The 12,876-nt window shown below is 53.4% G+C and carries 13 protein-coding genes and 1 riboswitch; of the genes, 12 read left to right on the top strand and 1 reads right to left on the bottom strand.

What is annotated here, in order from left to right; genetic code table 11:
- Positions 1-5: 5 nt before the first annotated feature.
- From KNP72_RS02410 to gcvH, 5 genes are all read left to right on the top strand, one after another.
- On the top strand, positions 6-1,178 hold the full coding sequence (locus KNP72_RS02410) for an acetyl-CoA C-acetyltransferase (protein ID WP_021065484.1): 1,173 nt from the start codon (positions 6-8) through the stop codon (positions 1,176-1,178).
- Between the two features lie 13 nt (positions 1,179-1,191).
- Positions 1,192-2,976: an acyl-CoA dehydrogenase family protein gene (locus KNP72_RS02405; RefSeq protein ID WP_214751791.1), complete on the top strand. Its 1,785-nt coding sequence runs from the start codon at positions 1,192-1,194 to the stop codon at positions 2,974-2,976.
- 87 nt (positions 2,977-3,063) lie between these two features.
- Positions 3,064-3,792, top strand: a complete 729-nt coding sequence (locus tag KNP72_RS02400; RefSeq protein WP_251128813.1) for a hypothetical protein — start codon at positions 3,064-3,066, stop codon at positions 3,790-3,792.
- A 45-nt stretch (positions 3,793-3,837) separates the two neighbouring features.
- Positions 3,838-4,200, top strand: coding sequence for an arsenate reductase family protein (locus KNP72_RS02395; RefSeq protein WP_214717661.1), 363 nt, complete (start codon positions 3,838-3,840; stop codon positions 4,198-4,200).
- 39 nt (positions 4,201-4,239) lie between these two features.
- Positions 4,240-4,623 (top strand): glycine cleavage system protein GcvH, encoded by a 384-nt coding sequence (gene gcvH / locus KNP72_RS02390; protein WP_021065488.1) that lies wholly within the window; start codon positions 4,240-4,242, stop codon positions 4,621-4,623.
- Between the two features lie 42 nt (positions 4,624-4,665).
- On the opposite strand, the gene KNP72_RS02385 is transcribed toward gcvH, so the two are convergent.
- Positions 4,666-5,718: a PTS sugar transporter subunit IIC gene (locus KNP72_RS02385; protein WP_214717659.1), complete on the bottom strand. Its 1,053-nt coding sequence runs from the start codon at positions 5,716-5,718 to the stop codon at positions 4,666-4,668.
- Positions 5,719-5,905: 187 nt separating this feature from the next.
- Here KNP72_RS02385 and KNP72_RS02380 point away from each other — a divergent pair, with 187 nt between their 5' ends.
- The 7 genes from KNP72_RS02380 to sufD all read left to right on the top strand — a co-directional run bounded on the left by KNP72_RS02380 (position 5,906) and on the right by sufD (position 12,875).
- The gene (locus KNP72_RS02380) at positions 5,906-6,163 is read left to right on the top strand and encodes a thioredoxin family protein (RefSeq protein ID WP_021065490.1); all 258 of its coding nucleotides are present in this window, start codon (positions 5,906-5,908) and stop codon (positions 6,161-6,163) included.
- A gap of 453 nt (positions 6,164-6,616) precedes the next feature.
- Positions 6,617-6,722, top strand: a riboswitch (SAM riboswitch).
- Positions 6,723-6,799: 77 nt separating this feature from the next.
- A complete protein-coding gene (locus tag KNP72_RS02375; RefSeq protein ID WP_021065491.1) occupies positions 6,800-7,828 on the top strand; it encodes a methionine ABC transporter ATP-binding protein in 1,029 nt (342 codons plus the stop codon).
- Positions 7,818-8,480 (top strand): methionine ABC transporter permease, encoded by a 663-nt coding sequence (locus tag KNP72_RS02370; RefSeq protein ID WP_021065492.1) that lies wholly within the window; start codon positions 7,818-7,820, stop codon positions 8,478-8,480. Before KNP72_RS02375 ends, KNP72_RS02370 begins: the two co-directional genes overlap by 11 nt.
- A gap of 30 nt (positions 8,481-8,510) precedes the next feature.
- Positions 8,511-9,344 (top strand): MetQ/NlpA family ABC transporter substrate-binding protein, encoded by an 834-nt coding sequence (locus KNP72_RS02365; protein ID WP_029595094.1) that lies wholly within the window; start codon positions 8,511-8,513, stop codon positions 9,342-9,344.
- Between the two features lie 101 nt (positions 9,345-9,445).
- Positions 9,446-10,660, top strand: a complete 1,215-nt coding sequence (locus KNP72_RS02360) for an MDR family MFS transporter (RefSeq protein ID WP_214831973.1) — start codon at positions 9,446-9,448, stop codon at positions 10,658-10,660.
- A gap of 172 nt (positions 10,661-10,832) precedes the next feature.
- The gene (gene sufC, locus KNP72_RS02355; protein ID WP_114166887.1) at positions 10,833-11,594 is read left to right on the top strand and encodes a Fe-S cluster assembly ATPase SufC; all 762 of its coding nucleotides are present in this window, start codon (positions 10,833-10,835) and stop codon (positions 11,592-11,594) included.
- 12 nt (positions 11,595-11,606) lie between these two features.
- Positions 11,607-12,875, top strand: coding sequence for a Fe-S cluster assembly protein SufD (gene sufD / locus KNP72_RS02350; RefSeq protein ID WP_214801377.1), 1,269 nt, complete (start codon positions 11,607-11,609; stop codon positions 12,873-12,875).
- Position 12,876: the final 1 nt, after the last annotated feature.

The raw sequence follows: 12,876 nt of genomic DNA, 5'->3' as shown, positions 1-12,876 counted from the left end.
AACAGATGAGAGAAGCAGTCATCGTGGCCGGCGCACGGACGCCGGTCGGAAAAGCAAAACGCGGTTCGTTCCGAAACGTTCGCTCGGACGAACTCGCGGGTCATGCGATTAAAGCGACGCTCGAGCGGTCTGGCTACACGGGACCAATCGACGACGTCATTATGGGATGCGCCATGCCGGAAGCGGAGCAAGGCATGAATATCGCCCGCTACGCGGCCGTCCGGGGTGGCTTGTCGCACGAAGTACCGGCCATCACGATCAACCGTTATTGCTCGTCAGGCTTGCAAGCCATCGCCGACGCGGCAGCGAAAATCATGATTGGTCAAGCGACGGCGGTCATCGCTGGTGGTATGGAATCGATGAGTCTCGTCCCAATGGGCGGACACGTCATCCGTCCGAACCCGACAATCATGGAGACGGCTCCGGAATACTATATGAGCATGGGGCACACGGCAGAACGTGTCGCGGCTGAATATAACATCTCGCGTGAAGACCAAGACTTGTTCGCGATCGACAGCCACCAAAAAGCGGCGGCAGCGATTGCGGGCGGCAAGTTTGAAGAAGAAATCGTCCCGGTCACGGTCGTCGAGCAAGTGCTCGGCGAAGACGGGAAAGTCGCGGAACGTGAATTCGTCGTCAAACATGACGAAGGCGTCCGTGCCGACTCGACGCTCGAGGCGCTCGGTAAACTGCGTCCGGCGTTTAAAATCAAGGGCTCAGTGACGGCGGGGAACGCGTCACAAGTGTCAGACGGCGCAGCGGCCGTGCTCGTCATGGAGCGCGAAGAAGCCGAACGTCAAGGTTTGAAACCGATGGCGAAATTCCTCTCGTTCGCGGTCGGCGGTGTCCGTCCGGAAGTGATGGGCATCGGACCAGTCGTCGCCATTCCGAAAGCGCTCGAGATGGCCGGCGTGAAGTTGGAAGAAGTCGGATTGTTTGAATTGAACGAGGCGTTTGCGAGCCAATCGCTCGGCGTCATCCGTGAACTCGGGATTGACCCGTCGAAAGTGAACGTCAACGGCGGCGCGATCGCTCTCGGGCATCCGCTCGGTTGCACGGGCGCGAAACTCGCGGTCTCGATCTTGCATGAGATGAAACGACGCAATGAAAAGTATGGGGTTGTGACGATGTGCATCGGTGGCGGTATGGGTGCTGCTGGCGTCTTCGAATTACTATAAGGGGGAATTGACAATGGAACGTACAGAACACGAATTGATTAAAGGCGGTAGCTTCGTCATCGACGCACTCGACGCAGATCGTTTGTTCACACCGGAAGACTTCTCAGATGAGCACAAGATGATTGGCGACACGACGGCGAGCTTCGTCGACGACCGTGTCATGCCTGTCCTTGGACGTATCGAGAAACACGAGTTCGATCTCTCGGTCGAACTGTTGAAAGAAGCGGGCGAGCTCGGCCTCCTCGGCGCGGACGTGCCAGAAGAGTACGGCGGTTATCAGCTCGATAAAATCTCGTCATCGATCATCACAGAGCGGTTCGCCAAAGCGCGTTCATTCGCCCTCAGCTACGGCGCCCACGTCGGCATCGGGACGCTCCCGATCGTCTTCTTCGGGACAGAAGAGCAAAAGCATAAGTACTTGCCGAAGCTCGCTACCGGTGAATGGATTGCCGCGTACGCGCTCACAGAGCCAGGCTCAGGGTCGGACGCGCTCGGTGCGAAAGCGACGGCCGTCTTGAACGAGGCCGGCACGCACTACGTCTTGAACGGGGAAAAACAATGGATCACGAACGCCGGTTTCGCGAACGTGTTCGTCGTCTACGCGAAAATCGACGGCGACAAGTTCAGCGCCTTCATCGTCGAGCGTGACTTCAACGGTGTCTCGACAGGCGCCGAAGAACAGAAGATGGGCATCAAAGGCTCATCGACACGGACGCTCATCTTAGAAGACGTCGAAGTCCCAGTCGACAACCTCCTTGGAGAAATCGGCAAAGGCCACGTCATCGCCTTCAACATCTTGAACGTCGGTCGTTACAAACTTGCGGTCGGTGCGGTCGGTTCGTCGAAACGTGCGTTCGATCTTTCGGTCCAGTACGCGAACGAGCGCAAACAGTTCAAGACGCCGATCAGTCAGTTCCCGCTCATCCAAGAGAAACTTGCGACGATGGCCGCGAACATTTATGCGATGGAGAGCTCGGTTTACCGGACGGGCGGTCTGTTCCAAGACAGCCTCGACGCGCTAGGCGATGACAACATGCGTGACGGTTCGAAAGTTGCCCAAGCCATCGCCGAATACGCGATTGAATGTTCACTCAACAAAGTGTTCGCCTCGGAGACGTTCGACTACGTCGTCGACGAAGCGGTCCAAATCCACGGCGGCTACGGCTTCATGACTGAATATGAAGTCGAGAACTTGTACCGTGACTCACGCATCAACCGCATCTTCGAAGGAACGAACGAAATCAACCGCTTAATCGTACCGAGCACGCTCCTTAAGAAAGCGATGAAAGGCGACTTGCCGCTCCTCGCCGAAGCACAGAAGCTCCAAAAAGAGCTCATGAGCTACATGCCACAAGAACTTGACGGGTCGCCGCTCGCACGTGAGAAGATGCTTCTGTCGAACATGAAGAAAATCAACTTGATGATTGCCGGAACGGCCGTCCAGAAATATCAGCAGGCCCTCCAGAACGAGCAAGAAATCCTTGCGAAGATTGCCGACATCATCAGCGCCATCTATGCGCTTGAAGCGGCCATCGCGCGGACGGAGAAAGCCATCGCCCGCACAGGCGCTGAGAAGAACCAGCAGAAAGTTCGCTATACAGAAATCTTCGCCGAGCAAGTGTTCAAACAAGTCGAACTCATGGCGAAAGAAGTCTTGTATGCGGCCGCATCGGGCGACGAGCAGCGCATGCTCTTGTCGGCGATGAAGAAGTTCAGCCGCTATCAGCCGATCAACGTCATCGGCACGAAGCGCGAAGTCGCAGCGAGCCTCATCAAAGCGAACAAGTTCATCGTCTAAGCAAGCGAGAGAAAGGGTGGCCGGACGCGGTCGACCCTTTCTTTTTGCTGTCTGCGGACGATACAATGGACGAAGGAGGGGATACGCATGAAACGAGATGACTTATTAGAACGGATGGATGCGATCGGCCGCTCGGTCGCCAAGCATGAGGGCACGCTCATGCTGCTCGCACTCGGTTCAATCGGACTTGAGATGGATCGGCTCGACGACTATTCGGACCTCGATTTCTTTTTGATCGTCGAGGACGGGCATAAGGCCCGCTTCATCGACAACTTGGACTGGCTCGCGGTCGAGCCGTTGGCGTACCAGTTCCAAAACACGAAAGACGGGCACAAGGTCATGTATGAGGACGGCATTTACGCCGAGTTTGCCGTGTTCGAGATCGTGGAGATGCCTGGCATCGCCTATACGCCGGGACGTGTCGTCTGGCAGCGTGATGAGGCGCTCGACACGTTCGCGACGCCGAAGCTTGTCACACGCCCTTCAGACGCCGCACATCGCTACGAGGAGGCACTGACGAACCTATACGTCGGACTGCTCAGGGAACGGCGCGGCGAACAGCTCGCCGGCTTCGAACTGATTCAAATCGCGGCTGTCAACAACGTGTTAATCGCGTATGGCGAGACGAGTGACCCGTTCAACCCGACACGTCGGGTCGAAGTGACGCATCCGGAGCTCGTCGCACGTCTTGAGGAGTGGCTCCCCGGATACGGAAAATCGGTCGAGGCGGCCGCGGCCATCCTCGGCCACATCGAGGCGCACCATCCGGTCAATCCGACGCTGAAGCGAGAGATTGTGCGCTTGCTTGAAGCGTGAAGGGTTGAAGCGGAATATGCTACAGTAACAGGAGAGGTGATGAACATGGTGACACTATATGGCTATCCGCCATGCAGTACGTGTAAAAAAGCAGAGAAGTGGTTGAAAGAGAACGGCATCGACTATACATATGTCCATATCGTCGAGGCGACGCCGTCGCAAGACGAGTTGGCTGAGCTATGGAAACAGTCGGGCCTGCCGCTCAAGAAGTTCTTCAATACGAGCGGACAAGTGTATCGGAACGAAGGCATCAAGGACAAGCTACCAAATCTGTCAGAAGACGAACAACTCGAGCTTCTTGCGAGCAATGGTATGCTTTTAAAGCGCCCAATCGTGACAGATGGTCAAAAATCAACTGTCGGATTTTCAGAAAAGTCGTTTACAGACGTTTGGGGCGAAGTGCTATAATACTCGTGTGAGTCTAATTCATTTGAGGGGGAAGTTAAGATGAGCAAAGTACCTGCCAATCTACGTTATTCAAAAGAGCACGAATGGGTTGAAGTGAATGGAAGCGTCGCCCGCATCGGGATCACGGATTTCGCACAAAGCGAACTAGGGGATATCGTCTTTGTCGAACTTCCTGAAGTCGGTGGCACAATCTTACTCGACGAGCCGTTCGGTTCGGTTGAATCGGTCAAGACGGTTTCGGAGCTTTATGCACCGATCTCTGGGAAAATCACAGCGGTGAACGAATCACTCGCCGATTCACCAGAACTCGTCAACGAAGCACCGTTCGAAGGCGCTTGGATGATCGAAGTCGAGTTGAACGACGCGTCAGACGTCGACAAGCTCATGTCAGCCGAAGAATACGAAGCGATGATTCAAGGCTAAACAAAACCCGGTTTCTCTTTACGAGAAGCCGGGTTTTTTTGATTAATCGAAGTCGAGACGGTAATGATCAGGCTCGATGAGCGACGTCCGGTTGAACAAACGATAGAACAGAATCCCGAGTGTGATTGGGATGAGCCCGAATAAGACGACGACGAGCATGACGTTCCAGAGCGCGAATCCTCCCGGCATCAAATGCAAGGCGTTGACCGGACCGATTAGACCCGAGACGCCGAATCCGGCACTGATTGGTGTGCCTTCAATCCGAAGGATACCTGCGAGCGCTCCAAGGATGGCCGCATTGGCGAGTACCGGCAACATCATAATCGGACGACGGACGAAGTTCGCCATTTGAATCTTCGGTGAGCCGAGGAAGTGGGCGATCGACGTTCCGGTCGCGTTCATCTGCCAGCCAGCGATGGCGAGACCGAAGCCGGCAGCGACGACGCCAAGGTTGGCGGCCCCGGCAGCGACACCAGACAGGCTGATGGCTGTGGCAATTCCGACCGTCGAGATTGGCGATACGATGATGAGCGAGAACGCCATCGCGATTAACATGCCCATCACGATCGGTTGCAGTTCAGTCATCGTCATGATGATCGTTCCGACGTACGTCGTAATCTGTGAGATGTAAGTGAGTAGGAACGCGCCGATGCCTCCCGCGACGACGATGACCGTCATCGGCAAGACGAGTACCGTGTATGTCTTCAGGCGTGGCGACAACTGCATGACGAGGAACGTCGCGAGAGCGGCCGTCACACCGGCCGTGATGACGTCACCGATTCCGGCCATGAGGAACGCGCCTTCCTCGATGCGGATGGCGCCACTTCCGACCTGAGTCGCGATGCCGATCGTCCCGGCCTCGAGCGCCGATCGTCCGAACTGCATGGCGACAGCGACACCGATGATGACCGGTAAGAGGCGCATCGCAATCGTCGTCGCATCTAAGATGAACTGCAAGGACGGAAAATACGGCAAGATGGCTTTCGTTAATTCACCGAGCAAAGCGCTCGGGATGAGGGCGATGAGAATGGCAAGACTGAGGCCGTTCAAGACGTTCATTAAAAATTGTTTTCCGGTAAGCTTCTCTTCCGTCATTGGGGATTCACCTGTCCTTTTCTACTGGTTTGCTGTTATGTACAAAAGCGATAAAGTTAATGACCATACTATGCCTCTTTCTGCCGAGCGTCAACAAGAAATGTTGAAATGTTCAGAATTTTCCATTTGAGCACAACTTTTGAACCGATTGGCCCGGATTCATATACTTAGAAGAGAGGTGAGCAAAATGATGACAGACGGATTCTTATATATATACGCCCCAATGTGCGGTACATGCGCCGTGGCCGAGCGGATGCTCTCGGTCGTCGAGGCGGTCGACCCAGAATTGAAGATTGAAAAACGCGATGCCAACTTTATCCCGAACGAACTCGAGGCGTATCAGGTCATGAGCGTTCCGGCGCTATTGAAGCTGGAGAATGGCCAAGTTCGCGATCGTTTGTACGCATTTCAAAACGTCCAGCACGTCCTATCTTTCGTTAAGTGAGATAGGATGATTAGAATAATCTGAAAATTTTAAATAATCAGTTGACACAGAAAGTTCACGAATGATATATTCATTACAACATCTTACTTGAACACAACATAGGACGAGATTTTCCCGTCATCAAGACGTTTTCGAACAACCGCTGCATGAGCTTACGCGATTTCAGGTGGACCTTCCCTTCGATTGTCCCCCAAAAAAATCAAGCGTCGGGGCACCGGTCGCGTAATTGCATGGTCCGTTCGAAGACCGAGTGATGGTTGGGTAAAAATCCCCCATATAAGGATGAATGCTCTGATCGGGCAAAAGAGGTTCATCTATGGGTTGTCCTTCAGTGACTCAAGGTGCTACGTTCTGTGTCATCCTCGGATGGCACCTTTTTTTATTTTGCTGAAAAAAATAGTTTGACATGAAAATAATGTGTCGCTATGATAAAGCTAATCAAATACGCAACCACTCTTATCAAGAGAGGCTGAGGGACTGGCCCTATGACGCCCAGCAACCGCGGAGCAATCCGAAATGGTGCTAATTCCAGCAAGGTGTATACCTTGGAAGATGAGAGCAATCGTTGTCCGTACGATAAAGTACGCACGTTTGCTCAAACGTGCGTACTTTTTTTGTTGTCAGGAGGGAAATGGATTGATTCAATTACGCAATGTGGCCAAATGGTTCGACACGAAAAACGGTCGGGTCCAGGCGGTCGATGATGTGTCGCTTACGATCGAAAGCGGCGAAATTTTTGGAATAATCGGATATTCAGGGGCGGGGAAGTCGACGCTCATCCGTTTGCTCAACCGACTCGAGGCACCGTCAAGCGGTGAAATCGTGGTCGCCGGCAGCGAGCTGACGAAGCTCACGCCGAAGGAACTGCGCGGGGTACGTAAAAACGTCTCGATGGTGTTCCAACACTTCAACTTATTATGGTCGCGCACGGTCGCTGAGAACATCAGCTTCCCGCTCGAGCTCATCGGGGTACCGGCGAGCGAGCGCAAACGCCGCGTCCAAGAACTCGTCGAACTCGTTGGCCTCGCCGGACGAGAAGACAGCTATCCGTCACAACTATCAGGCGGCCAAAAGCAGCGAGTCGGGATAGCCCGTGCGCTCGCTACGAATCCAGAAGTGCTCCTCTGCGATGAAGCGACGAGCGCACTCGACCCGAAGACGACGGATTCGATTCTCGAACTGCTCGTCAGCATCAACAAGAAACTCGGTTTGACAATCGTCCTCATCACCCATGAGATGCACGTCATCCAAAAGATTTGTCACCGTGTCGCCGTCATGGAGGCCGGAAAGGTCGTCGAGACCGGGCAAGTCGCCGACGTGTTCCAACACCCGGAACAGCCGATCACGAAAGAGTTCGTCAAACAGATCGGCGCGGTCGAAGACATGTCGCTCACGTTCGAACATTTGAAAGCTCGTTATCCGAGCGGTCAAATCGTCAAGCTCAAATTCTTGAACGAGACGGCCGAACAACCGATCCTGTCGGAAGTGTTGAAGCAGCATGACATCGGCTTCAACATCATCGGCGGAAACGTGACGCAGTCACAAGTCGGTGCCCTCGGGACATTATTCATCCAATTGATCGGAGAGCCGGCTGAAGTCGAGCGGGCCATCGCCTCAATCCGATCACAGGCAGTGGAAGTGGAGGTAGAAAGCGATGTTTCCTAATGTAGATTGGCAAGTCATGTTAGAACAGACGTGGGAGACGCTCTATATGACGCTCGTCGCCGGAGCCGCGACGTTCGTCATCGGTCTCGCCCTCGGGATGCTGTTATATGTCACGAACGAGCCGCTCATGATGAAGAACCGTCCGATTTACACGGTAATCAGCGCGGTCGTCAACATCTTCCGGTCAATCCCGTTCATCATTTTGATTATCTTGCTCATCCCGTTCACGTTACTCGTCGTCGGGACGATGCTCGGGTCAACGGCAGCACTGCCGGCACTTATCATCGGTGCGGCCCCGTTCTATGCGCGGATGGTCGAGCTCGCGCTTCGCGAAGTCGACCGCGGCGTCATCGAGGCGGCTGAGTCGATGGGTGCGACAAAATGGCAGATTGTCTATAAAGTGTTGTTCCCAGAAGCATTGCCGGCCATCGTGTCAGGCATCACGGTCACGATCGTCGCGATCGTCGGTTACACGGCGATGGCAGGGGTCGTCGGCGGTGGAGGACTCGGGAACTTGGCGTTCCTCGAAGGATTCCAGCGTTCACAAAGTGACGTCACGTTCGTCGCGACCGTATTAATCTTGGTCATCGTCTTCGTCATTCAATTCATCGGCGATCGACTCGTATCTGTAATCGATAAGCGTTCCGCTTAATCTAAATAGAAAATTTGGAGGGGTTTTATAATGAAATCATGGAAAACAGTACTCGGTTTAACGGCAGCTTCAGCACTTACGATTCTCGCGGCTTGTGGCGGCGGGGATTCAGAATCAGGTTCAGGCGATGACAAGACACTTGTCGTCGGCGCATCAAACGTCCCACACGCTGAGATTTTAGAGCACGTCCAAGACGAATACGAAGAGAAGGGCTATACGCTCGAAATCAAGAAGTTCCAAGACTACGTCCTCCCGAACAAGACGCTCGCAGACGGTGAATTGGACGCGAACTACTTCCAACACGAACCGTACCTCGAGTCACAAATGGCTGAAAACAAAGACTACAAATTCGCTTCAGCTGGCGGCGTTCACATTGAGCCGATCGGTGTGTACTCGAAAGATTACGCGTCACTCGATGAGCTTCCAGAAGGCGCTGAAATCATCATGAGCTCGTCGGTCGCTGACCACGGACGTATCCTCACGATGCTTCAATCTGAAGGCTTGCTCACACTCGCGGAAGGCAAGACAACGGACGCGACGGTTTCAGACATCGTCGACAACCCGAAAAACTTGGAGTTCAAGACGGACGTCGAAGCGGCACTTCTCCCGCAAGCGTTCAACAACGGTGAAGGGGACGCGGTCCTCATCAACACGAACTACGCGATTGATGCCGGCCTCAACCCACTCGAAGACGCAATCGCTCTCGAAGGCGAAGATTCACCTTACGTCAACTTGATCGTCACACGTGAAGGCGACGAAGATGATGAGCGCGTCAAAGCACTCCTTGAAGTCCTCACGTCAGAAGAGACACAACAGTGGATTTTGGATGAGTACAAAGGTGCAGTCGTACCGGTCAAACAATAATTTCGTCAAGGCCCGGGCTATCCCGGGCCTTTTTTATTTGCAGTAGTTTTGGTTCACCAATAGAAGTACACTACATATATGTAGGAAAAGGGGGGATCCGGATGAACATACGACACATTCATCCGCTGACGCTGGGTGTCTTGTTTGGCACATTTTTTGCCCGGCTGTCGACATTTTTTGTTATGCCGTTTTTTGCGATTTATCTCGCGACGCTCGGCTTCTCGGCGAGCGTGATCGGGACGGTGTTCGCCATCTCGGCGCTATCGGGGTTGTTCATGAGCTTTTTCGGGGGGACGCTGTCCGATCGCTATGGGCGCAAACAGTTGATGCTGATCGGCATCGTCTTGAACGCCTTGACGTTCAGCGGTTTCGCACTCGTGACAGAGTTATTTTGGTTTTATATGTTCTCGGTACTTATGGGCGTGTCACGGTCGTTCCTCGAACCGGCGTCCCGCGCCCTCATCAGTGATACGACGCAGCCGGACCAGCGCGTCATCGTCTATAACGTCCGTTACTTTTTAATCAACATTGCGGCGGCAATCGGACCATTGCTCGCAGTCGTCTTGTCGCTCACCGGCGCAAAGAGCGCCTTCTTAGTCGTGACGGGCGTTTACGTGATGTACGGACTCGTCATCTCGACGCTGTTCCGAAAGTATCCGTTCGAGGAAGGGGACGGCGTCAAAGTCCGGCCGCGCTTGACGGAGACGTTCCGTGTGTTACAACAAGATAAGACGTTCCGCTTCGTCATCATCGGGATGATTTTTGCCATCATCGGCTATAGTCAGTTCAATGCGACGTTGCCGCAGTTCATCGCTTTCCATGACGGCTTCAGTGACGGCTCGCGCTTGTTCGCCTATCTGTTGACGGTCAATGCGATCACCGTCCTTGTCGTCCAGTATCCAATTATGCGGTTCGGGATGCGGGTGTCACCGATCAAGTCGCTCTTCTTTGGTGTCGCCACGCTGTCGTCGGGACTCCTCCTAATCGGCTTCGCGACCGAGACGTGGGTATTGTTCATCGCGATGGTCATCTTCACGGTTGGCGAAGTGCTCATGTTCACGATGACGGACGTGTTGACGGACGAATTGGCACCGGCTCACCTGCGTGGGACGTATTTCGGGGCGATGGGTTTGACGGCGCTCGGTCAGACGATTGGTCCCGTCATCGGGGGAGTGTTGCTTGATGGATTCGACAATGCAGCGTTGCCAGTGTTTGGAAGTTTGGCCGTATTGACGGCATGCGGCGCCTTCTTCTTCGCCGGCGCCTTGAAAGAACGAAAAGCAAGTTTAGCCTTAATCGAGGAAAAAGTTGGATAAAGTCTTGATTTCCCGATATTCTCATTCTCAACATTTATGTTTTATTGAGAATGAATAATAAGGTGAGTCGCTTGAAATAAAAAATTGCCTAGATTAAGATTAGAATATATCTAATCTACGCCAAAAATGGCGAGAAAACGGAAGGGGTATCCGAATGTCTAACGTACCACACATGAAAATTGATGACCTCCGCGTCTCAATCGAAGGAAAAGAGATCGTCAAAGGTCTTAATCTTGAAATTAAAGGTGGCGAAATTCACGCCATCATGGGTCCTAACGGAACGGGTAAATCTACACTCGCATCGGCACTTATGGGTCATCCATTGTATGAAGTCACAGGCGGAAGCGTTGATTTGAACGGCGAAGACGTACTCGACATGGAAGTCGACGAGCGCGCGCAAGCCGGAATGTTCCTCGCAATGCAGTATCCTGCTGAAATCAGTGGTGTCACAAATGCCGATTTCTTACGTTCAGCAATCAACTCGCGCCGTGAAGAAGGCCAAGAAATCTCACTCATGAAGTTCATCCGTGAACTCGATGCGAAGATGGACGTCCTTGAAATCCCTTCAGAAATGGCACACCGCTATTTGAACGAAGGTTTCTCAGGTGGAGAGAAAAAACGTAACGAGATTCTTCAGATGATGATGATCAAACCGAACATCGCCATCCTCGATGAGATCGACTCGGGTCTTGACATCGATGCGCTCAAAGTCGTCGCCAAAGGCGTCAACGAAATGCGTTCAGAAGAGTTCGGCTGCTTGATCATCACGCACTATCAGCGTCTCCTCAACTATATCGAGCCAGACTTTGTTCACATCATGATGGACGGGAAAATCGTCATGTCAGGTGGCAAAGAACTTGCACAACGACTCGAAGCAGAAGGTTACGACTGGGTGAAGCAAGATCTTGGAATGACAGTAGACACAGAAGCGTAAGGAGGCTGTACGATGACCGTACAATTTGAATTGGATGCACAAGCAGTAGCGGCACGTGCAGAGGCGCTCGGTGGACCTTCATGGATGGTCAACCGTCGCAAAGAAGCAGCAGAACTTGCGCCGACCCTCGCCTTGCCAAAAGTTGAAAAGATCAAGATTGATAAATGGGACTTCGTCTCTGGAGACGTCGAGCTCACGAAGCACGACGGCTTGACGCCTGAAATCGAAGCACTTCTTGGAGACCACCGTACAAACGTGCTCGTTGAACGCAACGGTCATGTCGTCTACAACGAACTTGCGACGCCAGAAGGTGTCCTCTTCATGGGCATCAACGAAGCAATGGAACAACATCCAGAGCTCGTCGAGAAGTACTTCATGACGGAAGGTGTCCGCGTGGACGAAGAACGTTTGTCTGCGTTGAACGCTGCCCTCATGAACGGCGGTGCGTTCTTATACGTACCGAAGAACGTACAATTAAAAGATCCGCTTCAAGCCATCTTCACGATGGAACAAGCGAACGGTGCGCTCTATCACCACACGATCATCGTCGCAGACGAAGGCAGTGAATTGACGTACGTCGAGAGCTTCCTCTCGAACACGAACGAGCCGCACACGGTCAACGCCGTGACAGAAGTGTTCGCTGCCGCGAACGCGAAAGTCGTCTTCGGTGGTGTCGATCAGCTTGCTGAGTCGGCCCTCTCGTTCATGAACCGCCGCGGTGTCGTCTATGAGAACGCACGCCTCGAATGGGCGCTCGGACACATGAACGACGGCAACTCGGTTGTCGAAACGAAAACGCACCTCGTCGGGGACAACACGTTCTCAGACACGAAAGCCGTCACGATCGGTCGTGGCGCACAGAAGCAAAACTTCAACATCCGGACGGACCATTTCGGGAAGTCTTCAGAAGGGTTCATCTTGATTCACGGTGTCCAAAAAGATTCGGCCACGGCCATCTTCAGCGGAACATCGATGATTCACCATGGCGCTTCGAAATCGAACGGCGTTCAAACGGAACGTGTACTCATGTTGTCTGAAAAGGCACGTGGGGATGCGAACCCGATCCTCCTCATCGATGAGGACGACGTCATGGCAGGTCACGCCGCTTCGGTCGGACGCGTCGACGACGTGCAGCTCTACTACTTGATGAGCCGTGGTTTGTCACGTAAAGAAGCCGAACGGTTAATCATTCACGGATTCTTGAACCCGGTCGTCGAGCAGCTCGCGATCGAGTCGGTCAAAGACCGTCTCCGTGAAGTCATCGAAGGGAAAGTACGTTAAG

The sequence above is a fragment of the Exiguobacterium sp. s152 genome, from assembly GCF_018618335.1.
Lineage (GTDB): Bacteria > Bacillota > Bacilli > Exiguobacteriales > Exiguobacteriaceae > Exiguobacterium > Exiguobacterium chiriqhucha.
Note: the sequence above shows the minus strand (reverse complement) of the source record. Positions and strands in the feature narration are given on the sequence as shown.

Bases quoted from the DNA above. Each gene is read 5' to 3' on its own strand.
- KNP72_RS02385 (WP_214717659.1), bottom strand. From the start codon at position 5,718: ATGACGGAAGAGAAGCTTACCGGAAAACAATTTTTAATGAACGTCTTG.
- KNP72_RS02395 (WP_214717661.1), top strand. From the start codon at position 3,838: ATGGTGACACTATATGGCTATCCGCCATGCAGTACGTGTAAAAAAGCA.
- KNP72_RS02360 (WP_214831973.1), top strand. From the start codon at position 9,446: ATGAACATACGACACATTCATCCGCTGACGCTGGGTGTCTTGTTTGGC.
- KNP72_RS02410 (WP_021065484.1), top strand. From the start codon at position 6: ATGAGAGAAGCAGTCATCGTGGCCGGCGCACGGACGCCGGTCGGAAAA.
- KNP72_RS02400 (WP_251128813.1), top strand. From the start codon at position 3,064: ATGAAACGAGATGACTTATTAGAACGGATGGATGCGATCGGCCGCTCG.
- KNP72_RS02370 (WP_021065492.1), top strand. From the start codon at position 7,818: ATGTTTCCTAATGTAGATTGGCAAGTCATGTTAGAACAGACGTGGGAG.
- sufD (WP_214801377.1), top strand. From the start codon at position 11,607: ATGACCGTACAATTTGAATTGGATGCACAAGCAGTAGCGGCACGTGCA.
- KNP72_RS02380 (WP_021065490.1), top strand. From the start codon at position 5,906: ATGATGACAGACGGATTCTTATATATATACGCCCCAATGTGCGGTACA.
- KNP72_RS02405 (WP_214751791.1), top strand. From the start codon at position 1,192: ATGGAACGTACAGAACACGAATTGATTAAAGGCGGTAGCTTCGTCATC.
- sufC (WP_114166887.1), top strand. From the start codon at position 10,833: ATGAAAATTGATGACCTCCGCGTCTCAATCGAAGGAAAAGAGATCGTC.
- gcvH (WP_021065488.1), top strand. From the start codon at position 4,240: ATGAGCAAAGTACCTGCCAATCTACGTTATTCAAAAGAGCACGAATGG.
- KNP72_RS02365 (WP_029595094.1), top strand. From the start codon at position 8,511: ATGAAATCATGGAAAACAGTACTCGGTTTAACGGCAGCTTCAGCACTT.